Source organism: Streptomyces sp. NPDC006261 (assembly GCF_040613515.1).
In the GTDB taxonomy this organism is placed as follows: Bacteria; Actinomycetota; Actinomycetes; order Streptomycetales; family Streptomycetaceae; genus Streptomyces.
The window spans coordinates 1-25,764 of sequence record NZ_JBEXSI010000079.1 but is presented as its reverse complement, the minus strand read 5'-3'; the positions used below and the strand labels follow the sequence as shown (position 1 = coordinate 25,764).

General features: G+C 73.4%; 9 protein-coding genes. 4 read left to right on the top strand and 5 right to left on the bottom strand.

Annotation, left to right across the window (positions count from 1 at the left end; genetic code table 11):
- Together ABZ154_RS31825 and ABZ154_RS31820 are read right to left on the bottom strand one after the other, a co-directional pair.
- Positions 1-1,753, bottom strand: a 1,753-nt coding sequence (locus ABZ154_RS31825; RefSeq protein ID WP_356837835.1) for a type I polyketide synthase, incomplete at its 3' end; no start/stop codon positions are given.
- A gap of 47 nt (positions 1,754-1,800) precedes the next feature.
- Positions 1,801-5,916, bottom strand: coding sequence for a beta-ketoacyl synthase N-terminal-like domain-containing protein (locus tag ABZ154_RS31820; RefSeq protein WP_356837834.1), 4,116 nt, complete (start codon positions 5,914-5,916; stop codon positions 1,801-1,803).
- 252 nt (positions 5,917-6,168) lie between these two features.
- Here ABZ154_RS31820 and ABZ154_RS31815 point away from each other — a divergent pair, with 252 nt between their 5' ends.
- Genes ABZ154_RS31815 through ABZ154_RS31800 form a run of 4 tightly spaced genes read left to right on the top strand, consistent with a single transcriptional unit; the run spans position 6,169 to position 10,134 of the window.
- Positions 6,169-7,605 carry a glycosyltransferase gene (locus ABZ154_RS31815; protein WP_356837833.1) on the top strand — a complete coding sequence of 479 codons (1,437 nt, stop codon included), beginning with the start codon at positions 6,169-6,171 and terminating at the stop codon, positions 7,603-7,605.
- A 12-nt stretch (positions 7,606-7,617) separates the two neighbouring features.
- Complete coding sequence (locus ABZ154_RS31810) at positions 7,618-8,673, top strand: DegT/DnrJ/EryC1/StrS family aminotransferase (RefSeq protein ID WP_356837832.1); 1,056 nt, start codon at positions 7,618-7,620, stop codon at positions 8,671-8,673.
- 30 nt (positions 8,674-8,703) lie between these two features.
- A complete protein-coding gene (locus tag ABZ154_RS31805; RefSeq protein WP_356837831.1) occupies positions 8,704-9,879 on the top strand; it encodes a cytochrome P450 in 1,176 nt (391 codons plus the stop codon).
- A 60-nt stretch (positions 9,880-9,939) separates the two neighbouring features.
- Entirely contained in the window at positions 9,940-10,134 is a 195-nt protein-coding gene (locus ABZ154_RS31800; protein WP_356837836.1) for a ferredoxin, read from the top strand.
- A gap of 70 nt (positions 10,135-10,204) precedes the next feature.
- Here ABZ154_RS31800 and ABZ154_RS31795 read toward each other — a convergent pair whose 3' ends face one another.
- From ABZ154_RS31795 to ABZ154_RS31785, 3 genes are all read right to left on the bottom strand, one after another.
- On the bottom strand, positions 10,205-11,389 hold the full coding sequence (locus ABZ154_RS31795) for a cytochrome P450 (RefSeq protein ID WP_356837830.1): 1,185 nt from the start codon (positions 11,387-11,389) through the stop codon (positions 10,205-10,207).
- A gap of 120 nt (positions 11,390-11,509) precedes the next feature.
- Entirely contained in the window at positions 11,510-17,677 is a 6,168-nt protein-coding gene (locus ABZ154_RS31790) for a type I polyketide synthase (protein ID WP_356837829.1), read from the bottom strand.
- A gap of 52 nt (positions 17,678-17,729) precedes the next feature.
- Positions 17,730-25,764, bottom strand: an 8,035-nt coding sequence (locus ABZ154_RS31785) for an SDR family NAD(P)-dependent oxidoreductase (protein ID WP_356837828.1), incomplete at its 5' end; no start/stop codon positions are given.

The following is a 25,764-nucleotide window of genomic DNA, read 5'->3' as shown; positions in this document are numbered from 1 at the left end:
ACTCCTCCAACAGCCGCGCACCCATCCCCACCCACTGCGAACCCTGACCCGGAAACACGAACACCGTCCGCCCCTCCACATCAGCCACACCCCGGACCAGGCCGGTCCCGGATGCCGCGGAGCCCAACGCGCTCGTCCTGGCGAGGAGTTCCTCGCGTCCGGCTCCGATCACGACCGCCCGGTGCTCGAAGAGCGAGCGCGAGGCGACCAGGGAGTGGCCGACGTCCGCCGGACGGTTCCCGGGTGCGGTTTCGAGCATCTCCACGAGGGCCTTGGCCCTGTCACGCACCGCTGCCTCGCCGCGGCCCGAGAACACCCACGGGACGGTGGCGGCTTCGGCACAGGGGACCGGTGCGGGCTCCTGCGGCGCGGCGGGCTCCGGGGCCTGCTCCAGCAGGGCGTGGGCGTTGGTGCCGCTGATTCCGAAGGAGGACACCGCACACCTGCGCGGCCGTCCCGTCTCCGGCCAGGCGACGGATTCGGTGAGCAGGCGTACCGCGCCGGAGTCCCACTCGACGTGCGAGGACGGCTTCTCGGAGTGGAGCGTTCGGGGCAGCACGCCGTTGCGCAGGGCCATGACCATCTTGATGACGCCCGCGACACCGGCGGCAGCCTGCGTGTGACCGATGTTCGACTTGAGGGAGCCCAGCCACAGCGGGCGCCCCTCCTCACGGTCCTGGCCGTAGGTGGCCAGCAGCGCCTGCGCCTCGATCGGGTCACCCAGCCGGGTACCCGTACCGTGCGCCTCCACCGCGTCCACCTCGCCGCCCGACAGACCGGCGTTGGCCAGGGCCTGACGTACGACGCGTTCCTGCGAGGGGCCGTTGGGCGCGGTGAGGCCGTTGGACGCGCCGTCCTGGTTGACGGCGGACGACCGCAGCACCGCGAGCACCTGGTGGCCGTTGCGGACCGCGTCGGAGAGGCGCTCCGCGACGAGCACGCCGACGCCTTCACCCCAGCCCGTGCCGTCGGCGTCGTCGGAGAAGGCCTTGCAGCGGCCGTCGGGGGCCAGGCCGCCCTGCTTGCTGAACTCGACGAAGACGGAGGGCTCGCTGAGGACCGTGACGCCGCCGACGACGGCGAGCGAGGACTCGCCGCTGCGCAGCGACTGGGCCGCGACGTGCAGTGCCACCAGGGAGGAGGAGCAGGCGGTGTCGACGGTGATGGCCGGGCCTTCGAGGCCGAGCGTGTAGGCGAGGCGTCCGGAGAGCACGCTGGCGGCGGTGCCGGTCAGCGCGTGCCCGTGGAGTTCCGTGCCGGCCGCCGCCGAGGGTGCGCCCCAGTGATAGGCGCCCACGAAGACGCCCGCCCTGCTGCCGCGCAGTGCCGTCGGGGGGATGCCGGACCGCTCCAGTGCCTCCCAGGTCACTTCGAGCAGCAGCCGCTGCTGAGGGTCCATGGCGAGGGCTTCGCGCGGCGATATCCCGAAGAATTCGGCGTCGAATTCCGCTGCCTCGTAGAGAAATCCCCCTTCGTGCGTGGTGCTGTTTCCTTCGCCGTCCCCGGTGAGCCGGTCGAGGTCCCAGCCGCGGTCGGCGGGAAATCCGGATATGGCGTCCCCGCCGGATTCGACGAGTTCCCAGAGAGCTTCCGGGGAGCGCACACCGCCGGGCAGTCGACAACCCATTCCGACGATGGCGATCGGCTCGTTCTCCCTGAGTTCCATCTCGCCGATGCGCTGCCGTGCACGACGGAGATCGGACGTCACTCGCCTCAGGTAGTCGACTACTTTGTCCTGCTGGTCTTCTGGCACCGGTCCGTCCTCATCATCATCGGGTCGCGAACGAAAGCAGCAATTCTTTACGTGGTTTCGAACTCTTCATCGATGATGTCGAGCAGTCTGTCGACCGACACCGTGTCGATGTCCTCGCCAGGTCCGTGCGCCGGGGAGGGCGAGGGCTGCCGAAGGGCGGAAAGGAGTCGTTCCAGGCGGTCGGCGATCATCTGGCGTTCGGAACCGTCCGACGGCACGGCGTGGACGGCGGCCTCGAACCGGGCGAGTTCGTCGTCGACGGAGCCGGCCGCGGGGGCGTCCGGTGGGGTGAGCACCGTCGCGAGGTAGCCGGCGATCAGGGCGGGCGTCGGGTAGTTGAAGACGAGTGTGCTGGGCAGCCGGCGACCGGTGAGGGCGATGAGCCGGTCGCGGAGTTCGACGCCCGCGAGCGAGTCGAGGCCCAGCTCCTTGAAGGCGTGGTGGGCTCCCACGGAGTCCGGGGTGCCGTGGCCGAGGACGGCGGCCGTCTCGGCGCGCACCAGGTCCAGCAGATGGCGGTCCCGTTTCGCCGCGGGCACCCCGTCGAGCTGTCCGAGCGCAGTGGCAGCACCGGAGGCGGGCGCGCCCGGCTCGGTCGCCTGCGGCCTCGTGGTGCGGGGTCCGCCGGACGGCGGGGGCGTCCGGTGCGGGCTCGTCACCGGAGCGGGCCGCAGTTCCTCGGCGGTCAGGGGGCGGACGCGCAGCGCGTCGGCGGTGAGCACGGGGGCGCCGCTGCGGTCGGTCGCCGTCAGCCGCAGTACCGTGCCGGCCGTGTCCTCGACGGGGTCGATCCGTACGCGCAGGGCGGTGGCACCCCGTGCGTGCAGGACCACGTCCCGCCAGAGGTCCGGGACACCGGTGCCCTCCGTCATGGCCGCGTGCCGTGCGGCGTCCAGCAGGGCGGGGTGGAGTCCGTACGCCGGTGCGTCGGCCGTCTCCGCCGGCAGGGCGACCTCGGCGAAGGTCTGGTCGCCCCGCCTCCACAGCGCCCGCAGCCCCCGGAAGACCGGGCCGTAGTCGAGGCCCTGATCGGCGAGCCGCTCGTAGTGGCCCTCCAGCGCGACCTGTTCGGCGTCCTGCGGCGGCCACACGTCCGCCCCGGGGCCCGGCGCCGGGCGGGTGTCCGGCGCCAGACCTCCGGGGGCGAGGTACCCCGTGGCGTGTTCGGTCCAGGGCTCGCCGGTGGCGCCTTCCGGCCGGGAGTGGACGGTGACGAAGCGCCGTCCGATGCCGTCCCCGGCCCCGACGCGGACCTGGAGCCGTACCGCGCCGTGCTCGGGAAGGGCCAAGGGCCGGGTGAGGGCCAGTTCCTCGACCTGGTCGCAGCCGGCCTCGTCGCCCGCCCGGAGCACGGCTTCCAGCAGGGCGGAGCCCGGCAGCGTGATCCGTCCGGCGACCGCGTGGTGCGCCAGCCACGGCTGGGCCCGGACGGAGAGCGTCCCGGTGCACAGCAGGCCGTCCCCGTCGGCGAGTTCGAGGCTCCCGCTGAGCAGGGGATGCCCGGTGGCGGCCGTGCCGCCGTCGGCCGGCCCGGCGGGCGGGGCCGGCCAGTGGCGTTCGTGCTGGAAGGCGTAGGTGGGCAGGTCGATCCGCCGGGCTCCCGTGCCGGCGAAGAAGACCTGCCAGTCGATCGGGACGCCTTCGGCGTACAGCAGGCCGAGCGCGGTGACGAGTGCGGCCTCCTCCGGGCGGTCCTTGCGCAGGGCGGGGACGACGGTCAGGGGCCGGGCGGCGTCGCCGCCGGCGCCGGTGTCCCCGAGGCTCTCCCTGGCCATCGCGGACAGGACGCTCCCGGGGCCCAGCTCCAGCAGCACGTCCACGTTCTCGCCCCGCAGTGCCCCGATGCCGTCGGCGAACCGCACGCTGTGGCGCACGTGCCGGACCCAGTAGTCGGGGGTGCGCAGTTCGGCGCCCGCGGGCCGGCCGGTGAGGTTGGACAGGACGGTCATGTCCGGCTCGTGGAAGGTGAGTGTCGCGACGACGCTGTGGAAGTCCGCGAGCATCGGTTCCATCAGCGGCGAGTGGAAGGCGTGGGAGACGGGCAGCCGGCTGATCCTGCGGCCCTGCCCGGCGAAGTGGGCGGCGATCTCCAGGGTGGTGCTCTCGTCGCCCGCGACCACCACGGACCGGGGTCCGTTGACCGCGGCGAGGGAGACCTCGTCCTCGCGGCCGTCGAGCAGGGGGCCCAGTTCGGCCTCGGTGGCCTCCACGGCCACCATGGCGCCGCCATCCGGCAGGGCCTGCATGAGCCCGGCGCGCGCGGCGACCAGGCGGCAGGCGTCGGCCAGGGTGAGGACCCCAGCGACGTGGGCCGCCGTGATCTCGCCGACCGAGTGGCCGCCCACCACGGCGGGGCGGACGCCGAGGGATTCCACCAGCCGGTACAGGGCCGTCTCGACGGCGAACAGCGCGGGCTGCGTCCACCCCGTGCTGTTCAGCGGGCCGGGGTCCTCGCCCCACAGGACGGCACGGAGCGGGCCGTCGAGGTGCTGGTCCAGCTCGTTCAGTACGGTGTCGAGCGCGCGGGCGAAGACCGGGAAGCGCCCGTACAGTTCCCGGCCCATGCCCAGGCGCTGGCTGCCCTGACCGGGGAACAGGACCGCGACGGTTCCGTCGCCGGCCTCCGAGCGGGCCGCCCCGGTCACCCGCTGCCCGTCCGCGAGCAGGACCGCCCGGTGCCGCAGCGCGGCCCGCCCGGTCGCCAGGGAGTAGCCGACGTCGAGGGCGTCGGGGGCGGGGTGGCGCGCCATGAAGCCGGTCAGCCGGTCCAGTTGGTCCGTCAGTGCCTGCTCGGTGCCGGCCGCGACCGGCCAGGGCACCACCGCGGGCACGACGGAGGGTTCGGGGGCGGGCGTCGCCGTCTCGTCGGGGGCCTGCTCCACGATGACGTGCGCGTTGGTGCCGCTGACGCCGAAGGATGACACCCCGGCCCGCCTCGGGCGGTCCTCGGGGTGCCAGGGCACCGGTTCGGTCAGCAGCTCGACGGCGCCGTCGTGCCAGTCCACCTCGCGGGTCCGCTTGTCGACGTGGAGGGTGCGCGGCATCAGTCCGTGCCGCAGGGCCATCACCGTCTTGATGAGGCCCGCCACCCCGGCCGCCGCCTGGGTGTGCCCGATGTTGGACTTGAGGGAGCCGAACCGCAGCGGGTTGCCGGGGGCCCGGTCCTGCCCGTACACGGCCTGCAGCGCGTGTGCCTCGATCGGGTCGCCGAGCCTCGTGCCCGTGCCGTGGGCCTCGACCAGGTCGATGTCGGCTCCGGTGAGTCCCGCGTCGGCCAGGGCCTGCCGGATCACCCGCTCCTGCGCCGGTCCGCTCGGGGAGGTGAGTCCGTTGGACGCGCCGTCCTGGTTGACGGCGCTGCCGCGGAGGACGGCGAGCACGGCGTGCCCGCGCGCCCGGGCGTCGGAAAGCCGTTCCAGTACGACCATGCCGACGCCCTCGGCCCAGGCGGTGCCGTCCGCCGCGTCGGAGAACGCCTTGCACCGCCCGTCGGGGGCCAGACCGCCCTGCCGGGAGTGGCCGACGAAGCCCGCGGGGGTGGACATGACCGTGGCGCCGCCCGCGACGGCCGTCGAGCATTCCCCCGCGCGCAGGGAGCGGGCCGCCCAGTGCAACGCGACCAGCGAGGAGGACGAGGTGGTGTCGACGGTGACCGCCGGGCCTTCGAGGCCGAGGGTGTAGGCGAGCCGCCCGGAGGCGACACCGGGCGAGAGGCCGGTCACGGCGTGGCCCGCCATGTCCTGCGGGGAGCGGTCGGCGACGAGGGCGTAGTCCTGCCCGTTGATGCCGACGAACACGCCCGTGCTGCTGCCGTTCAGGCTGTGCGGGTCGATGCCCGCGCGTTCGAACGCCTCCCACGCGGTTTCGAGCACCAGTCGCTGCTGGGGGTCCGTGGAGACCGCCTCGCGCGGGGACATGCCGAAGAACGCGGCGTCGAAGTCGGCGGCCCCGTACAGGAATCCGCCCTCGCGGGGCACACTGCGCCCCGGGCCGTCGCCGGCCAGGGCGTCCAGGTCCCAGCCGCGGTCCGCGGGGAAGCCGGAGATCGCGTCACGGCCCGTGAGGACCAGGTCCCACAGCTCCTCGGGGGAGCGCACGCCGCCCGGGTAGCGGCATGCCATCCCGACGACCACTACCGGGTCTTCGTCGGCTCCGATCGTCATGACGTCGCACGCTCCTGGGGAAAGGTGGGGCTACGGAACAGCTCTCCGTGCCGGATCGTATGGCGGCGGGCGCTGTACATTTCCCTAAGGAATTCGAGAGGCCCCGGCGGAAGACTAGGGATTCTCCGGAACGTGGTGTGAGACCAAGTAACTGCTCCGCTTCCACGCATGCGGGGCGGCCACCCGGCGACCCGCCGTGTGGGTACCTGTGGCGCGGGCCGTTGGGGCCGCCACTTCCGGAGGGTGTTGCCCATGGGCTCGATTCGGCGGCCTGTCCTGTTCGTCAGCTATGCCGAAAGCGGTCTTCTCAACCCACTGCTGGTGCTCGCCGAGGAATTGTCCCGTCGCGGCGTGGAGGACCTGTGGTTCGCGACCGACGAAAAGGCCCGCGCGGAAATCGGTGCGGCCTCGGTGAAGACACCGGTCGAGTTCGCGTCGCTGGGTGACGTGGTGCCGCAGATGTCGGCGGTCACCTGGGACGACGAGACCTACCGTGAGGTGACCCAGCGCTCGCGTTTCAAGGCGCACCGCGCGGTCATCAAGCACTCCTTCGCACCGGAGTCCCGGGTCGAGAAGTACCGGCGTCTCGAAGCGGTGGTCGAGGAGGTGCGGCCGGCTCTGATGGTCATCGAATCGATGTGTCAGTTCGGGTACGAGCTGGCGATCACGAAGGGCATTCCGTTCGTGCTCGGTGTGCCGTTCGTGCCGAGCAACGTCCTCACCTCGCATGTGCCGTTCGCCAAGTCGTACACGCCGAGCGGCTTCCCGGTGCCGCACTCCGGGCTGCCTCGGGACATGACGTACGCACAGCGGGCGGAGAACCAGCTGTTCCGGTTGCGGACGCTGGGCATGTTCATGAACTCCTCGATGCGCAAGGTGGTCGAGGAGGACAACCGGATCCGCACGGAGCTGGGGATCGCTCCCGAGGCGCGTCAGATGATGGCCAGGATCGACCACGCCGAGATGGTGCTCTGCTACTCGGTGCCCGAGCTGGACTACCCGTTCCCGATGCCGGAGAAGGTGCGCCTGGTCGGTGCCATGGTGCCGCCGCTTCCGCAGGCTCCGGACGACGGTGGTCTGTCCGAGTGGCTCGACGGCCAGAAGTCCGTGGTCTACATGGGCTTCGGCACGATCACCCGGCTGACCCGCGAGCAGGTCGGCGCGCTGGTGGAGGTGACCCGGCGGCTGGAGGGCGAGCGCTCCGTCCTGTGGAAGCTCCCCGCGGAGCAGCAGGAACTACTGCCCCCGCCGGAGCAGTTGCCGGACAATCTGCGGATCGAGGCGTGGGTACCTTCCCAACTGGACGTGCTGGCACACCCGAACGTCGACGTGTTCTTCACCCACGCGGGGGGCAACGGCTACCACGAGGGGCTGTACTTCGGAAAGCCGCTGGTCGTGCGCCCGCTCTGGGTCGACTGCGACGACCAGGCCGTGCGGGGCGAGGACTTCGGCGTCAGCCTGACGCTCGACCGGCCGGAGACCGTCGACCCCGACGACGTCCACGACAAGCTGACCCGGGTGCTGGGCAACAGCGCCTTCCGCAAGCGCGCGGAGTACTTCTCCTCTCTGCTGCGGGACGCGGGCGGCCGTGTCGCGGCGGCGGACCTGCTCCTCGGCCTGCCCGCCCTCGACGAAACCGGGCCGGTCATCCCGCCCGCGCCCTCCACCGCCGCTTCCGCCAACGACTGATCGAGGCATCGCATGTCATTCACCCAGCCCGTGTCCAAGCCCTGGCTCGGCGAGCGTGAGCTCGAATACGTGACGGACGCCGTCAGCGGCGGCTGGATCTCGTCACAGGGGCCCTACGTCCGCAAGTTCGAGGAGGCTTTCGCCGCCTACAACGGCTCCGCGTACGGCGTCGCGTGTTCGTCCGGCACGACGGCGCTCACGCTGGCGCTGCGGGCGCTCGGGGTCGGCCCCGGTGACGAGGTGATCGTCCCCGAGTTCACGATGATCGCCTCGGCGTGGGCGGTGACCTACACCGGCGCCACCCCCGTCTTCGTGGACTGCGGGGACGACCTCAACATCGATGTCGCGCTCATCGAGGAGAAGATCACCCCGCGCACCAAGGTGATCATGCCGGTGCACGTCTACGGCCGCCGCTGCGACATGGACCGGATCATGGATCTGGCCCACGAGTACAACCTGCGCGTCGTGGAGGACTCCGCGGAGGCGCACGGGGTCCGTCCGGTCGCCGACATCGCCTGCTTCTCCCTCTTCGCCAACAAGATCATCACTGCCGGCGAGGGAGGCGTCTGTCTGACCGACGACCCGCACCTCGCGGAGCAGATGGCGCACCTGCGAGCGATGGCGTTCACGAAGGACCACAGCTTCCTGCACAAGAAGCTGGCCTACAACTTCCGTATGACGAGCATGCAGGCGGCCGTCGCCCTGGCGCAGACCGAGCAGCTCGACGCCATCCTGGACAAGCGGCGGGAGATCGAGCGGCGCTACGACAAGGCGCTGAGCGGCATCGACGGGATCACCCTGATGCCGCCGCGCGACGTGCTGTGGATGTACGACCTGCGGGCCGAACGCCGCACCGAGCTGCGGGAGTTCCTCGCCGAGGACGGTATCGAGACCCGGCTCTTCTTCAAGCCCATGAGCCGGCAGCCCGGCTACCTCGACCCGCGGTGGCCCTCGCTGAACGCCAGCCGGTTCAGCGAGGACGGCTTCTACCTCCCGACCCACACCGGGCTCACCGAGGAGGATCAGGAGTTCGTCACCGACAGGATCCGCACGTTCTACGGCGCCTGAGCCGCGTCCGAACCCCAGGGAACTGAGAAGATGACTACTGTCGACAGGTGTCCGGTCGCCTTCCCGCTGCGGCGGCCCGGCCAGACCTTTCCGCCTCCGGAGTACCAGGGCTTCCGTGCGAGCACCGGGCTGGTGAGCACCACGCTGCCCTCCGGGGTGCCCGTGTGGCTGGTGACGCGGCACGAGGACGTACGCAAGGTGCTGACCGACCCCCGGATCAGCTCCAACCCCTCGCACCCCGGCTTCCCCCGGGCCGCGAAGACCGGCGGCGTGCCGTCCCAGGACGAGGTGCCCGGCTGGTTCGTGGCCCTGGACCCGCCGGAGCACGGGCGGTTCCGCAAGACGCTGATCCCCGAGTTCACCGTCCGCAAGGTGCGGGAGATGCGGCCGGCCATCCAGCAGATCGTGGACGAGCGCATCGACGCGATGCTCGCGGCGGGCGACACCGCGGACCTGATCGCGGACTTCGCGCTGTCCGTGCCGTCGCTGGTGATCTCCAGTCTGCTCGGGGTGCCCAACGCGGACCGGGACTTCTTCGAGACGAAGACCCGGGTACTGGTCACCCTCACGTCCACGGACGAGCAGCGGCAGGACGCGTCCAGGGCGCTGCTGCGCTATCTCAACCGGCTGATCGCCGTCAAGCGGAAGCGGCCGGGCGACGACCTGATCAGTCAGCTGCTGGCCGAGGGGTCGCTCAGCAAGCAGGAGCTGTCCGGTGTGGCGATGCTGCTGCTGATCGCCGGGCACGAGACGACGGCGAACAACATCGGGCTCGGTGTGGTCACCCTCCTCTCCCATCCGCAGTGGATCGGTGACGAACGGGCGGTGGAGGAGCTGCTGCGCTACTACTCGGTCGCGGATCTGGTCTGTTTCCGGGTCGCCGTCGAGGACGTGGAGATCGGCGGGCAGCTCATCAGGGCGGGCGAGGGGATCATCCCGCTGGTCGCCGCCGCCAACCACGACGGGACCGTCTTCGAGCGTCCCGACGAGTTCGACCCCAGCAGGTCCGCCCGGTCACACGTGGCGTTCGGCTACGGGGTGCACCAGTGCCTCGGGCAGAACCTGGTCAGGGTCGAGATGGACATCGCCTACCGGACGCTGTTCGAGCGGATCCCGACGCTGGAACTGGCCGTACCGGTCGAGGAACTTCCGCTCAAGTACGACGGGGTGCTGTACGGGCTGCACGCCCTGCCCGTCCGCTGGTAGCGGTAGCCATACGAGCCAGGGCGGCGGCAGGGCCGCGGGCCGATCGACGGAGGAATGATGGTGCGCATCAGCGTGGACACCGACCGCTGTGTGGGGGCCGGACAGTGCGTGCTGTCGGCTCCCGGCGTCTTCGACCAGGATGATCACGGGATCGTCCGGGTGCTGGGGGAGCCGGCGGACGAGACGGCCCTGGAGGACACACGGCAGGCGGAGCTCGTCTGCCCGGGACAGGCGATCACCGTCGACGAGGACTGAGGAGGATCGTACGGCGAAGGGCTCTGCCCCCACCGAGCGGTGGGGGCAGAGCCCTTCGCGATGCCGGGTGCTACCAGGTGACGGGCACCTCGGTGAGGCCTGCCGAGAGCTGCCCCCCGAGCACCTGCAGTTCCTCGACCGGGCGGGCGAGGCGCAGGGCGGGGAGCCGGGTGAAGAGCAGGGTGTACGCCGTCTGCAGCTGCATGCGCGCGAGCGGGGCGCCGATGCAGTGCCACATGCCGTGGCCGAACGTCAGGTGCGGGTTGGGCGAGCGGGTGATGTCGAAGACCTCGGGGTCGTCGAAGACCTGGGTGTCGAAGTTGGAGAGGGTGAAGTCGAGCAGGACCAGGTCCCCGAAGCGGATGGTGACCCCGCCGATCTCGACGTCCTCGGTGGCGTAGCGCGGCAGGACCGACCCGCCGGCCTTCGCGGACCGCAGGATCTCCTCCACCGCGTCGGCCATCAGCTTGCGGTCGCCCAGCGCCGCGTCCCGCTGCTCGGGGTGGAGTCCGAAGAGGATCACCCCGAGGTCGATGTGGCTGGCGACGGCTTCCAGCCCGGCGAACAGCACCCCCGCCGCGACGGGTCCGATGCGCTCGTTGGAGGGCTCCTTCACGCAGAGCCGCGAGATGACGTCGTCGCCGGGCTCGGCCCGCTTGCGGCCGGCCAGTTCCACGAGATAGCCGAAGAGGTCCTGCTGCCCGCCCTGGACGGTGTCCGGGTCGTCCAGGCCGCCCATCCGCGACAGCAGGGTGACGAGCAGGCCCCGGTCCTCGGGCGGTACGCCGATGAGCTCGCCCAGCACGGCCAGGGAGAACGGCAGGGAGAACCCACCGTGCAGGTCCGCGCCCGGCCCCCGGGCGGTGAAGCTATCCAGCACCGCCTCCGCGAGCGCTTCCACCTTCGGCATCATGTTGAGGACGCGCCGGGCCGAGAAGTTCGGGGTGAGCATGGCCCGGGTCTCGGTGTGCAGTTTCCGGGCCACGTCGGCGTCGTCGCTCACCAGCATGTCCAGGAAGGGGTTCTGGACATAGCGCGGGGCGTTCGCCGGGTCGGGGTGCGCGCGGGCCAGCCGGTCGTCGCGGAGCAGTTCCTTCAGCTCGGCGTGCCGGGTCACCAGCCACCCCTCGTCACCGGCGGGGGTACGGACCCGGCAGAGAGGGCTGCGGCTCTGGAGTTCGCGCAGCAGCGGACTCAGCCGCAGCACGGTCGGCGGCACTCCCTTGAGCGACGGCACCTCGTGGGACGTGGTCATGGCGTGGTTCTCCTCTGGACGGCGGTGCTTGCGTGCTGTTGTTCTCCGCGGCGTGCGAAGGGCGCGGCCGGGGCGGTCGGCGGTGCGTCGCCGACCGCCCCGGCGCGGGTGGGGAAACGGTCACGCCTCGGCGGCGGGCAGGCCGGCGAGCCACTCCTCGATCGTCCGTGCGGTCAGCGCGGAGTGTTCCTTGGCGAGGGAGAGGTGGTCGGCCTCGATCTCACGGATGTCGTCGGCGGGGACCCCCGCGGTGTCGAACAGGAAACCGTCCAGCGACTCCGTGCAGCGGACGAGCATCGTCGGCGCGGTGGTCGGCGCCGTCTCGATGTCGACCATCGCCATGAACCAGTGCGCCATCGCGGAGAGCCGGGCGCTGTTCAGCGTCACCGACGGCGAGTCGATGTCAGCCAGGTAGTAACGCGTGGTCCTGTCGAGGTCCTTGCCCTCCCCCGGCTGGTAGCGGATGCTCGCGGTGTCCAGCAGGATCACCGCGTCGGGCTTGACGCCCCAGGTCTCCTCCAGGACGCCAGCGGCGAGATAGGCCAGTGAGCCGCCCGTCGAGTGCCCCACCAGGACGAAGGGCTCGCCGTCGCTGGCGTGCAGGGCGCTCTCGGCCACGATCCGTGCCGCGGCCTCGCTGGTGGCGGGCAGCAGTTCGCCGGGCGCGAAGCCCATCAGGGGAAGCGCGCAGACCTGCCGCCGGCCGCGGAAGTGGGCCGCGATGCGGGCGTACTGATGGACGCCGCCGGTGGCGCCGGGAGCGCTGACGAAGATCAGCCGGGGCGCGGCGGGGCCGTCCGCGAGGACGACGGGCTGCGACAGCTCCTCCAGGTCGGCGGGGGTGTCGAAGGTCGGCCGGGTGTTGGCGACCGCCTTCAGCATGCGCATGCCCTCGACCATCTTCCCGGACCGTACCGCCGCGTAGAACAGCCCCTCCAGCGTCTCCTGTGTGCTCACCGTCCGGCTCTCGTGGGCGGGGCCCGAGGAGGCGGCGGCGCCCGCGGGGCCCGCGGCCAGTTGCCCGGCCAGCTCGGCGTGGAGCATCCGGGCGAGCTTCACGGGCGTCGCGCTGTCGAAGACGACGGAAGTCGGCAGCCGCAGTCCGAGCGCCTCGCCGAGCTGGTTGCGCAGCCCGACGGAGACCAGCGAGTCGAATCCCAGTTCCAGGAAGCCCTTCTCGGGGTCGACCCCACTGGGGTCCGGGTGGCCGAGGAGCGCCGCGGAGTAGCCCACCACCAGCTCGGTGAGGAGCCTCTCCTGCTCGGCCGCGCCGAGGTGGCGCAGCCGCTCCCGCAGCGTGACGGGCGAGCGCTCGGCCGCGGCGGCGGACCGGCGGGTGCGCGGCACGAGTTCCCGCCAGAGCGCCGGCAGGGCCTGCTGTTCCCGGAGCCCGGCGACGTTGACGCGGGCGGGGGCCACCGTGGCGCGGTTCAGGACGAGCGCGGCGTCGAGGAGCGCGTGGCCCTGGCCGAGGTCCAGGGACGGCAGGCCGCCCCGCGCCACCCGCTCCAGATCGGCGGCGCTCACGTGGCTGGTCATGCCGCTGCCCCGGCCCCAGGGGCCCCAGGCCAGGGAGATGGCGGGCAGGCCCTGGTCCCTGCGGTGCTGGGCGAGCGCGTCCAGATAGGTGTTGGCCGCGGCGTAGTTGCCCTGTCCGGGGCTGCCCAGCACGCCGGAGACCGAGGAGTACAGGACGAACGCGGCGAGATCGAGGCCGCGGGTCGCCTCGTGCAGGTTCCACGCGGCGTCCACCTTCGGCCGGAAGACGCGGTCCAGCAGGTGGGGCGTCAGTGAGGCGGTCATCGCGTCGCCGAGGACGCCCGCGGTGTGGACGACGGCGGTCAGCGGGTGCGCGTCCGGCACACCGGCCAGCAGGGCGGCCACCGCGTCCCGGTCGGCCAGGTCGCAGGAGACCACGGTGGCCTCGGCGCCCGACTCGGCGAGGGAGGCGACCAGTTCGTCCGCGCCGGGCGCGTCGGGTCCGCTGCGACTGGCCAGCAGGAGGCGCCGTACGCCGTGTCCGGCGGCGAGGTGGCGGGCGAGCTCGCTGCCGAGTCCGCCGGTTCCGCCGGTGATCAGCACGGTGCCCTCCGGGTCCCAGGCACGGGCCGTCGTGCCGGACGGGGAAGCCTCACCGGTCTCGGGGAGCCGGGTGAGGCGTCCCGCCCTGACGGTGTGCTCGCGCACCACCAGTTGCTGTTCGTCGAGGGACAGCAGCCCGGGGAGCACACCGGCCGAGAGGAACGTGTCGTCCATGTCGACCAGCAGGAAGCTGCCGGGGTTCTCGGTCTGCGCCGAGCGCACGAGGCCCCAGACGGCCGCGGCCGCCGCGTCGTGCATCCGTTCGCCGTCGGCGGCCACGGCCCCGCGGGTCACGAAGACCAGCCGCGACTGCGCGAGTGAGGGCTCGCTCAGCCATTCCTGGAGGAGACCGAGCACCTGAGAGGTGAGGGCGCGCACCGCATCCGGTCCCGGCAGGGCCCGGTCGCCGACCACCGGTACGAGGAAGACGTCGGGGGCGACACCGCTGTCACCGACCGCGCCGGTAAGGGATTCCGCGTAGGCGCTGACGGTCTCGTCGGCGCGGTGCATCGCGTAGCCGAGGTCGAGTTCGTCGGTGCCGACGACCGCCCAGCGAGTGCCGGTGGGCGCCGCCGGTGTGGCGACGGGCACCCAGTCGAGCGTGAGGAGCGAGCCGTCCTTGGCCCCTCCCGTCGCGGTCGCGGCCGGGGTCCGCCCTTCACCGGTGTGCGGGCCCAGGACCAGGGAGTCGACGGTGAGCACCGGGGCGCCCGTCGTGTCGACGGCGCTCAGCGCCACCTCACGGGGGCCCGTGGCGGTGATCCGCACGCGCAGGGCGGAGGCCGCGACGGCGTGCAGGGCCAGCCCCCGCCAGGCGACCGGGGCGACGGCGGTGCCGGCGTCGTCGAGCAGACCCGCGGCGCGGACCGCGGCGTCCAGCAGCGCGGGGTGGATCCCGTACGCGTCGGCGTCCTCGACCCGGGCGGGCAGCTCCACGTCCGCGAAGATCTCGCCCTCGCCGATCCAGCTGCCCGTGAGCCCCCGGAACACGGGCCCGTAGGTCATGCCGGCCGCGCCGAGCCGCTCGTGCAGGGCGTCCACGGCGGCGGGCTCGGCGGCGTGCGGGGGCCACACGGAGGTGTCGAACGCGGCGATGCCGCGGGCGGGTTCGCCCGGGGCCAGGGTGCCGCGGGCGTGTGCCGTCCACGGCGCCGTGTCGCCGTCGGCGGGGCGGGAGTGGACGGTCACCGCGCGGTGGCCCCGTTCGTCCTGCGCCCCCACCCTGACCTGCACGGTGAGCGCGTCGCGCTCGGCGAGCAGCAGCGGGGCGAGCAGCGTGAGTTCCTCCACACGGTCCGCTCCGGCCTGGTCGCCGGCCCGGATCGCCAGCTCCGCGAGGGCGGTGCCCGGCAGGAGGATCCGGCCGTCGGCACGGTGGTCGGCGAGCCACGGGTGCGACTGCGCGGACAGCCTGCCGGTCAGGACGGTCTCGTCGGACTCCGCGATGGTGACCGCGGCGCCGAGCAGCGGGTGCCCGGCGGCCGTCAGACCGAGGCCGGAGGCGTCGGCGGGGACGGCGCGGACCGTGGGCCAGTAGCGGCGGCGCTGGAAGGCGTAGGTGGGCAGGTCCACCCGGCGTGCTCCGGTGCCGGCGAAGAACTGGGCCCAGTCGACCGCGATCCCGCGCGTGTGGAGCCCGGCGAGCGCGGTGACCGCGGAGGTCTCCTCCGGGTGCTCGGACCGCAGGAGGGGCAGGGCGGCCACGGCCGGGTCCTCGGCGGACTCCGGTACGAGGGCACAGAGCACCGCGTCGGGGCCGAGCTCCAGGAAGGTGCGGACGCCGCGTCCGGCGAGCGTCCGTACTCCGTCGCCGAAGCGGACGGGCCGGCGGACGTGGCGGACCCAGTAGTCGGGGTCGGCGAGTTCGCCGGGGGCGGCCGGCTCTCCGGTCAGGTTGGAGATCACGGGCACGGACATCTCACCGAACGTCAGCGACGCGGCGACGTCCCGGAAGTCGTCGAGCATGGGTTCCATCAGCGGGGAGTGGAACGCGTGGCTGACCGACAGCCGGGTGGTTTTACGCCCTTCGGCGGACAGCCGGTCCGCGAGGGCGAGGACGGCGGCCTCGTCGCCGGAGACGACGACGGAGTCCGGGCCGTTGACCGCGGCGAGGGACACGCCGTCGCCGAGCAGCGGTGCGACCTCGTCCTCGGTGGCCCGGACGGCGACCATCGCACCGCCCGCGGGGAGGGCCCGCATCAGCCGGGCCCGCGCGGCGACCAGCCGGCAGGCGTCCTCCAGCGGGAGCACCCCCGCCGCGTGGGCGGCCGTGATCTCGCCGACCGAGTGCCCGGCGAGGAAGTCGGGGGTGACGCCCCAGGAGCGCACCAGCGCGTACAGCGCGGTCTCGACGGCGAACAGGGCGGGCTGGGTGAAGCCCGTGTCGTCGAGCGCGCCGGGGTCCTGCCCCCACATGACCTCGCGCAGCGGCCGGTCCAGTTCGTGGTCCATCCGGGCCAGTACGGTGTCCAGCGCGTCGGCGAAGACGGGGAAGCGCCCGTACAGCTCCCGGCCGGCCCCCAGGCGCTGGGAGCCCTGGCCGGAGAACAGTACGGCGAGGCCGCCCCTGGCGGACGTTCCGCGGGCGGCCTCGGTCAGCTCGCCGCCCTCTCCCGCCAGGAGCACGGCGCGGTGCTCGAAGGCGGAGCGTGTGGTGGCGAGCGAGAAGCCCACGTCCAGCGGTGCGCGGCCAGGCGCTTGGGCCAGGGAGCGTACGGCGTTCAGCTGGGCGTCGAGCGCGGCCTCGCCACGGCCGGAGACAGGCCAGGGGACGATCCGGGGCACGGTCTTCGGGTCGGGGGCCGGTGCCGGGTCGTCGCTCTCCCCGGCAGGCGGCGCCTGTTCGATGATGACATGCGCGTTGGTTCCGCTGATGCCGAAGGAGGACACGCCGGCCCGCCGCACCCGCTCTCCGGCCGGCCACGCCACCTCCTCGGTGAGCAGCCGTACGTCCCCGGCCGACCAGTCGACGTGCGAGGACGGTGCGTCCACGTGCAGCGTCCTGGGCAGCACTTCCGCGCGGAGCGCGAGCACCATCTTCATGACGCCCGCGACCCCCGCCGCCGCCTGGGTGTGCCCGATGTTCGACTTGACGGCGCCGAGCCACAGCGGGCGGTCCGGCGCCCGGTCCTGGCCGTAGGCGGCCAGCAGGGCGCCCGCCTCGATGGGGTCGCCCAGGGTGGTGCCCGTACCGTGCGCCTCGACGGCGTCCACGTCGGCCGGGGAGAGACCGGCGCCGGCCAGGGCCTGGCGGATCACCCGTTGCTGGGAGGGGCCGTTGGGGGCACTCAGCCCGTTGGAGGCGCCGTCCTGGTTGACGGCGCTGCCGCGGAGTACGGCGAGGACGGGGTGCCCGTTGCGGCGGGCGTCGGACAGCCGTTCCACGACGATCACGCCCGCGCCCTCGGACCAGGCGGTGCCGTCGGCCGAGTCGGAGAACGCCTTGCAGCGTCCGTCGGCGGCGAGACCGCCCTGGACGCTGAACCCGGCGAAGCTGGAGGAGGTCGCCATCACCGTCACACCGCCGGCCAGGGCGAGCGTGCATTCGCCGTTGCGCACGGCCTGCGCGGCGAGGTGGAGGGTCACCAGGGAGGAGGAGCACGCGGTGTCGAGCGTCACCGCCGGGCCCTCGAGGCCGAGCACGAACGACAGCCGTCCCGACAGGACGCTCGCCGCGAGTCCGTTGCCCGCGTACCCGCCCATGTCGTCGCCCGAGGCGAGCACCAGGTGGGCGTAGTCCTGGGAGTTGGTGCCGACGAAGACGCCGGTCCTGCTGCCGCGCAGTGTCCCGGGGTCGATGCCCGAACGCTCGACGGCCTCCCAGGCCACCTCCAGCAGCAGCCGCTGCTGCGGGTCCATGGCCAGGGCCTCACGGGGCGAGATGTCGAAGAAGGCGGGGTCGAAGTCCGGCGCCTCGTGGACGAAGCCGCCCTCCAGCGTGGCGCTGCGCCCCTCCCCGTCGCCGGCGAGGGTCTCCAGGTCCCAGCCGCGGTCCTCGGGGAAGCCGGAGATCGCGCTCCGTCCCGAGGAGAGCAGCTCCCAGAAGTCCTTCGGGGAACGGACGCCGCCGGGGAACCTGCACCCCATTCCGACGATCGCCACGGGTTCGTGGCGGCCCGCTTCGGCCTCTTCGAGCCGTTTGCGGGTCTGGTGCAGGTCCGTGGTGACCCACTTCAGGTATTCGACGAGTTTCTCTTGGTCCGGCATCGTCCGTGAACCTTCCTCAGATTTAGCGCTAGCGAGGGGAGTTGTGCCCCTGTCAGGAATCCGCCGACCGGCCGAGTTCGTTGTCGATGAACGCGAGGATCTCTTCGGCGCTCGCGGCCTCGATCCGTTCGGTGACGACCGGTTTGCCTGTCTGCGGGGCGGGCCCCTCCCACCGGGCGAGCAGGTGGCGCAGCCGTCCGGCGACGCCGGTCCTGGTGACCTCGTCGACCCCGCCCCCGGTGAGCGCGGCCTCCAGTCGGTCGAGCGCGGCCAGCGGGGAGGCGCCCGTGCCGGGGGCTTCCGTGACGAACAGTGCGGACGCGAGGTGCCGGGCGACGGCGACCGGGGTGGGGTGGTCGAACACCAGGGTCGTGGCCAGGCGTACGCCGGTGGAGGCGGCGAGCCTGGTGCGCAGCTCCACGGCCATGAGCGAGTCGAAGCCCAGCTTGCTGAAGTCCCGGCCGGCCTCGACGGCGTCCGGGCCGCTGTGCCCGAGGACGGCGGCGGTGTCGGCGCGCACCAGCTCGACCAGGGCCGTCTCCCGCTCCTGGGCGTCCAGCCCTTCCAGGCGCCCGGTCAGAGAGGCCGCGCGGTTCCGGGCCGCGGCGGTGCGGCGGGCGGCCGGCACCAGTCCGCGCAGGATCGCGGGGCCGGCGGCGGTCGGGCCCGCCCCGGTGCCGGGCCTCACGGGCACGACGAGCGCGTCGTCCCGTGCCGTCGCGGCGTCGAACAGGGCGAGGCCCTGTTCGGCCGACAGAGTGGCCTGGTCGGAGCGGTGTATGCGCCGCTGGTCGGCATCGCTCAGGGTGCTGGTCATCCCGCTGTCCTGTGCCCACGGGCCCCAGGCGAGGGACACGGCGGGCAGGCCGAGGGCCGCACGGTGGGCGGCCAGCGCGTCCAGGAACACGTTGGAGGCGGCGTAGTTGCCCTGGCCCGGTCCGCCGATCACTCCGGCGACCGAGGAGTAGAGGACGAAGGCCGCCAGGTCGTGACCGGCGCCCCGGAGCGCCTCGTGCAGCCACCAGGCGGCGTCCGCCTTGGAGCGCAGGGACCGGTCGAGGAGTTCGGGGGTCAGGGTTCCGATCGTGGCGTCGGCCAGCACGCCCGCCGTGTGCACCACGGCGGTCAGCGGGTGCTCCGCGGGCACGGCGGCCAGCAGGGCTCCGAGCGCCGACCGGTCGGACACGTCGCAGGCGGTGATGGTCACCTCGGCCCCGAGACCGGCCAGTTCGGCCCGCAGTTCCCCGGCTCCGGGGGCGTCGGGGCCCCGTCGGCCGACGAGCAGCAGGTGCTTCATGCCGTGCGCGGTCACCAGATGCCTGGCGAGGAGGCTGCCGAGTCCGCCGGTGCCGCCCGTGATGAGCACCGTGCCGTCGCGGTCCCAGGCCCGGTCCGCTTGCGGTGCGGCGTCCCTCTCGGGCTCGGGCAGGGGCGCCAGCCGTGCCACCCGTACCATCCCCTCGCGCAGGGCCGCCTGGGACTCGCCGGCCTCCAGCAGTCCGGGGAGGGCCGCGAGGGCCGTGCCGGAACCGGACGCGTCGAGGTCCAGGAGGAAGAAGCTGCCGGGCTCCTCCAGTTGGGCGGAGCGGACCAGTCCCCAGACGGGGGCGGCGCCGAGGTCGGTCACGTCCTCGCCGCCGACGGCGACCGCGCCGCGGGTCACGAACACGAGCGTCGCTTCCTGCGTCCGCCGGTCGGCCGACCAGGTGCGGAGCAGGTCGAGCGCGGCGACGGTCGAGGTCCGCAGCGCGTCCGGGATGTCGCCGTCTCCGGCGACCGGAGCCAGGACGACGTCCGGGAACGGGCCGTCGGCGTCCAGGAGCGCGGCCAGCGACCCGGCGTGCGCGACGGGAGCGCCGCCCAGCCCGTCGGCCAGGCCGTCCGGGTCCGCGCCCAGAACCGCCCAGCGCAGACCGGCGGGGGACGCGGGCCGCGCCGAGGCGGGTACGGCCTCCCAGGCGACTGTGAGCAGCGGGACGACGGCCTCGTCCACCGGGGCGGCCGTCACCTGACGCAGCGTCATGGAGCGTACGGACAGCACCGCGTCGCCGTTCGTGTCGACGGCTTCCAGCGCCACGGTGTCCTCCCCGAGGGGTGTCAGCCGTACCCGCAGGGCCGTGGCGGCCGCCGCGTGCAGGGTCAGTCCGTGCCAGTCGCCCACGTCGCCCACACCGCCCGTGTCGCCGTCGAGCAGTCCCGCCGCTCGGACCGCCGTGTCCAGGAGGGTGGGGTGCAGCGTGAACGCGCCGTCCCGCTCCGCCTCCTCGGGGAGGGCGATCTCCGCGAACACGGCGCCCCCCAGCCGCCAGGCGTCCGCGCCGTCCTCGTCGGACAGGACGGGTTCGGCGCCCGCGGGCGGCCACACGGAGGTGTCGAACGTCGACCCGGGTGAGCCCGTCTCCGCACCGGCGGCCAGGGCCCCGGTGGCGTGCCGGGTCCAGGGCAGGTCCGCCGCGCCCTCGGGGCGGGCGTAGACGTCCAGGGAGCGGCGGCCGGCCTCGTCGGCGGCGCCCACCCGTACCTGGATGCGGACCGCGCCCCGGTCGGGCACGGGCAACGCCTTCTCCAGGACCAGTTCCTCCACGCTCCCGCAGCCCGCCTCGTCGCCGGCGCGTACCGCCAGCTCGGCGAAGGCGGCGGCGGGAAGCGTCACGGTCCTGTCCGGGGCCCGGTGGGCCTCCAGCCAGGGCAGCGCCTGGAGCGAGAGCCGACCCGTCAGGACCACGTCGTCGGATCCCGCCATCGTCGTCGCCGCGCTCAGCAGCGGGTGCCCGGCGGACACCAGGCCGAGGCCGGAGGCGTCTTCGGCCGTGCCCGCCGCCGCCCGCGGCCAGTAGCGCTCGCGCTGGAAGGCATACGTCGGCAGCTCGATCCGGCGTGCGCCGACGCCCGCCAGGACGGCGGTCCAGTCGGCCGGCGCACCGTGCGCGTACAGCTGGGCCAGCGCGGTGACGGCGGTCAGTTCCTCCGGCCTGTCCTTGCGCAGGAGCGGCACCACCACGGCGTCGGCCGGGACGGAGCCGCTGACCATGGCGGACAGCACCCCGTCCGGGCCCAGTTCGAGGAAGCGGCCCACGCCGTGGTCGACGAGGGTGCGTACGCCGTCGGCGAAGCGGACCGCCTCGCGGACGTGCCGCACCCAGTAGTCGGCGGAGCGCATCTCCCCGTCCTCGGCCACCCGGCCCGTCATGTTCGAGACGACCGGCAGGTGCGGCGCGTGGTACGTGAGCTTCTCGGCCACTTCGCGGAACGCGTCCAGCATCGGCTCCATCAGGGGCGAGTGGAACGCGTGGCTCACCGAAAGCCGGCTCGTCCTGCGTCCGCCGGCCGCCAGACGCTCGACCGCCTCCGCCACCCGGTCCGCGTCGCCGGAGATCACCACCGAGGTGGGCCCGTTGACCGCGGCGATCGCCAGCCGGTCGCCGAGCAGCGGCCGGACCTCGTCCTCGTCGGCCTCCACGGCCGCCATGGCGCCGCCCTCGGGCAGCGCGCCCATCAGCCGGGCCCGCGCGAGCACCAGCCGGGCCGCGTCCTGAAGGGAGAACACCCCGGCCACGTGCGCGGCGGATATCTCACCGACCGAGTGTCCTGCCACGAAGTCCGGGGTGAGACCCCATGACTCGACCAGCCGGAACAGGGCGACCTCGACGGCGAAAAGAGCGGGCTGGGTGTACGCCGTGCGGTTCAGCACCTCGGCGTCCTCGCCCCAGATGACGTCGCGCAGGGGGCGGTCCGTCCCGGTGTCCAGGTGGGCCAGTACGGAGTCGAGGGCGTCGGCGAAGACCGGGAACCGTGCGTACAGCTCCCGGCCGGCTCCGAGCCGCTGGCTGCCCTGTCCGGAGAAGAGGACGGCCGTCGCCCGTTCCGTCACCGCTCCCCTGGCGGCCGGCCGCGCGGGCGCCTCGGCGCCGTCGCCCGGTGCGAGCAGGACGGCCCGGTGCTCGAAGGCGGACCGGCTCTCGATCAGCGACAGCCCGACGTCGGCCGGCAAGAGCCCGGGGCGTTCCGCGACGAAGGACCGCAACCGGTCCAGCTGGGCGTCGAGCGCGGCTTCCGTCCTGGCCGACACGAGCCAGGGCACGATCGCGGGCACCACCGCGGGGGCGGCCTCGGGAGCCTCCTCGGCGGCCTCGGTCTCCGGCGCCTGCTCCAGGATCACGTGGGCGTTCGTCCCGCTGATACCGAAGGACGACACACCGGCCCTGCGGGCGCGCCCGGTCTCGGGCCACGTACGCGGCTCGGTCAGCAGCTCGACCGCTCCGGAGGACCAGTTGACCCGGGTTGAGGGCTCGCTGACGTGCAGGGTCCGGGGCAGGGTGCCGTGCCGGAGCGCGAGAACCGTCTTGAGGACGCCCGAGACGCCGGCGGCGGCCTGGGTGTGGCCGAGGTTGGACTTCACCGAGCCGAGCAGCAGGGGCCGCTCGGGGTCCCGGTCGCGGCCGTAGGCGGCGAGCAGGGCCCCGGCTTCGATGGGGTCGCCCAGAACGGTTCCGGTGCCGTGCGCCTCGACGGCGTCCACGTCGGCGGGGGTGAGGCCGCCGCTGGCGAGCGCCTGGCGGATCACCCGCTGCTGGGAGGGGCCGTTGGGGGCGGTGAGCCCGTTCGACGCGCCGTCCTGGTTGACGGCGGAGCCACGCAGCACCGCGAGGACCTCGTGGCCGTTGCGCCGGGCGTCGGAGAGCCGTTCGACGACGATCAGGCCGACGCCCTCGGACCAGCCGGTGCCGTCGGCGGATTCGGAGAAGGCCTTGCAGCGCCCGTCGGGGGCGAGCCCGCCCTGACGGGTGAACCCGGCGAAGCTCGTGGCGGTGGACATCACGGTGACGCCGCCGACCAGTGCCAGGGAGCACTCGTCCGCGCGGAGCGCCTGGGCGGCCCAGTGCAGGGCGACCAGGGAGGAGGAGCAGGCCGTGTCCACGGTGACGGCGGGGCCCTCGAAGCCGAAGGCGTAGGAGATCCTGCCGGAGATGACGCTGGCGGCGAGTCCCGTGCCGGCGTGGCCTTCGACGTCCTCGTCGGTGCGGAGGATCAGACCGGCGTAGTCCTGGCCGTTCGTACCGACGAAGACCCCGGTCCGGCTGCCGCGGAGCGTGGTCGGGTCGGTCCCGGTGCGTTCGAACGCCTCCCACGCGGTTTCCAGCAGCAGTCGCTGCTGGGGGTCCATGGCGAGGGCCTCACGCGGGGAGATGCCGAAGAAGCCCGGGTCGAAGTCGGCGGCCTCGTAGAGGAATCCGCCTTCGTGCGTCACGCTGCGGCCCTGCCCGGCGCCGGCGAGCACGTCGAGGTCCCAGCCCCGGTCCGTGGGAAACGCGTCGATGCCGTCGCGGCCGTCCGTGAGCATCTGCCACAGGTCCTCCGGCGATCGCACCCCGCCGGGGAAGCGGCAGGCCATGCCGACGATGACGACCGGGTCGTCGGTGACCGCGGTGGTGGCGGGGACGGCGGCGGCCGACCCGTCGTGCTCCTCTCCGGGGACGCCGACGCCGTCGATTTCCGCGAGGATCTCCGCGAGGAGGTGGCGTGCCAGCGCCTGCGGGTTCGGGTAGTCGAACACGAGGCTCGCCGGGAGCTCCAGGCCGGTGAGCTCCGTCAGCCGGCTGCTGAGTTCGACAGCGGTCAGCGAATCGAAGCCGAGGTCGCGGAAGGCCTTGTCGCCCTTGATCGCGTCGGCGTCGGCGTGCCCGAGTACGGCGGCCGCCCGGGCACGGACGGCGGCCAGCAGTACGGCGGTCCGCTCGGATTCGGCGGCTCCCCGCAGGCGCTCCCGCAGTTCGGCGGCGGCCGATGAGGACGTGTTCCGCCTCTCGCGCAGGGCTGCCATGGCCCTGCGGGCCTCGGGCAGGTCGGACAGCAGCGGGCTGGGTCGCGGCGTGAGCAGGGCGTGGAGCAGGTCCGGTTGGCTGAGGTCGGCGAGGACGACGGTGGGCTCGGGTTCCACAACGGTGCGCAGGAGTGCGGAGACGGCCAGTGCGGGATCGAGCAACCGGGAGGTACGTCCGTTCCGCGTCGCGCGCTCGGCCATGCCGCCGCCGCTCCAGGCGCCCCAGGCGATCGAGGTCCCGGGCAGACCGAGGTGCCGGCGTCGCTCGGCGAGCGCGTCGAGGACCGCGTTGGCAGCCGCGTAGTTGGCCTGCCCCGGGTTGCCGACCGCACCGGCGACCGAGGAGAACAGGGCGAAGACCGAGAGATCGAGGTCCCGGGTCAGTTCGTCGAGCAGGAGGGCGGAGGCGACCTTCGAGCGGAAGACCGCATCGAAACGGTCGGCCGTCAGCCCGGCCAGCGCCCCGTCGTCGAGTACGCCGGCCGTGTGCACCACACCGGTCAGCGGACGGTCCTCGGGCAGGGCGGCGAGTACCTGTGCCAGCTGGTCCCGGTCGGCCGCGTCGCACGCGGTGAGCGTGACCTGGGCGCCGAGGGCGGTGAGCTCGGCGCGCAGTTCCCCGGCGCCAGGGGCGGCGGGGCCACGACGGCTGAGGAGGACGAGGTGTTCCGCTCCCTCGTTCGCCAGACGGCGTGCGACATGAGCACCCAGTGCGCCGGTTCCGCCGGTGATGAGCACCGTGCCGGTGGGCTGCCACCTGTCCTCGGCCGCCACCGTGCTCTCCGCGGCGGGCGCGGCGACCATCCTGCGGCCGAACACGCCCGAGGCGCGGACCGCCATCTGGTCCTCCGCGTCGTCGCCGCCCTGTCCGGCCAGTACGGCGACGAAGCGCCGTACGGACCGTTCGTCCAGCTCTTCGGGCAGGTCGACGAGGCCGCCCCACCGCCGGGGGTGTTCGAGCGCCGCGACCCTCCCGAGCCCCCATACGGCGGCCTGGGCGGGACGGGCCGGCTCATCGGAGCGGCCGGTGGAGACGGCGCCACGGGTGACGGTCCACAGGGGGGCCGTGATCCCGGCCTCACCGAGGGCCCGGAGGAGGTCGGCGGTGGCGGTGAGACCCGCCGGGACCGCTGCGGGGCCGGCCGACTCGTCCAGGGCGAGGAGCGACAGCACGCCGGTGAATCCGGCGGGGGCGGCCTCGGTGAGACGGGCGGCGAGGGTGCCGGGGACGGTGTCCACACGCACGGCGGCCGGGCCGAGTGCGCTGATCAGCGCGTGCACCCACGTGTCGGCGGTGCCCTTGGGGGGTGCCAGCACCAGCCACGAGCCGGGCAGGGTGCCTGCGGCGCCGCTGACGGTCAGCGGCTTCCAGGTCTGCCGGTAACGCCACGCTTCCATGGCCGAGCGGGTCTTGTGCCGGGTGCGCCAGGAGGACAGGGCGGGCAGCACGGCTCCGAGCGACTCGCCGTCCACGTCCAGGTCCGCCGCGAGCGACTGAAGGTCCTCGCGTTCGACGGCGGCCCAGAACTCCGCGTCGACCGGGTCGCCCCCGTCGGCGGGCGCCGCTGTGACCACCTCGGGCCAGAACCTCTCCCGCTGGAACGCGTACGTCGGCAGGTCGGCCGGCCGGGCGCCCGTGCCGGCGAAGGCAGGTGTCCAGTCGACGACGGCTCCCGCCGCGTGCAAACGGGCGAGGGCGGTCAGGAAGGCCGCTTCCTCGTCCCACCCCTTGCGCAGCACGGGTGCCACCACCGATGAGGCGGGCAGCGTTTCGCGTGCCATCGCGGAGAGCACTCCGTCGGGGCCGAGTTCCAGGAACGTGGTCGCGCCGCGGGCGGCGAGGGTGCTCATCCCGTCGGCGAAGCGGACGGCCTCACGGACGTGCCGCACCCAGTACCGCGCCGAACACAGCTCGTCCGCCGAAGCCACCAGACCCGTCAGGTTCGAGACGACCGGGATGCCCGGCGCCCCGTACGACAGCCCCTGCGCGACGGTACGGAACTCCTCCAGCATCGGGTCCATCAGCGGTGAGTGGAACGCGTGCGAGACCCGCAGACGTGTCGTCCTCCGGCCCAGCTCCTCCAGCCGGGCGGCCACCTCCAGCACGGCGTCCTCATCACCGGACACCACCACCGACGCCGGCCCGTTGACCGCGGCGACCGACACCCCGGCGGAGAGCAGCGGGAGTACCTCGTCCTCGGTGGCCTGGACGGCGATCATGGCGCCGCCGTCCGGCAGCGCCTGCATGAGCCGCGCCCGCGCCGCC